Source organism: Holdemania filiformis DSM 12042 (genome assembly GCF_000157995.1).
Taxonomy (GTDB): Bacteria; Bacillota_I; Bacilli_A; order Erysipelotrichales; family Erysipelotrichaceae; genus Holdemania; species Holdemania filiformis.
Genome location: NZ_GG657563.1, coordinates 5,813 through 6,659, shown reverse-complemented (window position 1 = coordinate 6,659; position 847 = coordinate 5,813). Strand labels below are relative to the sequence as shown.

The following is an 847-nucleotide window of genomic DNA, read 5'->3' as shown; positions in this document are numbered from 1 at the left end:
GAGAAGTGGTGGACAGATAAGTGCCGGTTTGCTTGGGAATGCGCTGCGGCACTTTTTCTTTCGAGTTCTATAATTTTTAAGATGCAGTCCAGGCTGGTTGTCAGAAGCTGGGCAACCGCCAGAATGTCCCTTATCGTTAAAGAAGACAAAAGTTCCATGAAAAATTTCATAGAAAGCCCCTCCTTTCCAGAGCTGAAAAAACAAGCTCGAAAAACAAATGAATCAAAAGAATGATCCATCCAGGACGGGCAACCGCCTTATCAAAGACCCTACATCTTTAATATTGCGCAAAATTCAAAAAAGCCTCCTGAGAAAATGGAAAAAGTAAAATTACTTTTGAAGTTTACTAAAACTTGACAGAATAAATCCATTATTGACAAGAGGATGACACTCAAAAATATTTTTTTATTTGTTTGACATTGGGCTAAAACCTGTTATACTGAAGAAGTAATATTAAGCAATAGCTATGATCGCGTAACGGGATTGTAATTATCACTCAATGTACAAAAATCCCTGAAGTTATGCGATTTTTTATACCTTGAGTAGCTTCTTATTCCCACTAAAGGAGGTACTTAAAATGAGTACAGGAAAAGTAAAATGGTTTAACGGCGACAAGGGCTACGGATTCATCACGGATGATCAGGGCCAGGGCGATATCTTCGTTCATTTCTCAGGCATCAACGGTAATGGCTATAAGTCATTAGAAGAAGGCCAGAAGGTTTCCTTCGAAGTTGAAAATGATGCTCGCAGCAATAAGTCCCGCGCTGTTAACGTCACAGTTCTCTAAAAAACTGAAAAACCCGAAAGGGTTTTTTTCTATGTTCTCACTGACAGTTTCGTCAGTTTT

The 847-nt window shown here is 38.8% G+C and carries 1 protein-coding gene; it reads left to right on the top strand.

The annotated features are described in order from the left end of the window. The first annotated feature begins 577 nt into the window (after positions 1-577). On the top strand, positions 578-787 hold the full coding sequence (locus HOLDEFILI_RS17950; RefSeq protein WP_006061374.1) for a cold-shock protein: 210 nt from the start codon (positions 578-580) through the stop codon (positions 785-787). The last annotated feature ends 60 nt before the right edge of the window (positions 788-847 follow it).

What these genes read in the sequence shown, in the direction of transcription:
- HOLDEFILI_RS17950 (WP_006061374.1), top strand. Translation starts at nt 578, where the DNA reads ATGAGTACAGGAAAAGTAAAATGGTTTAACGGCGACAAGGGCTACGGA.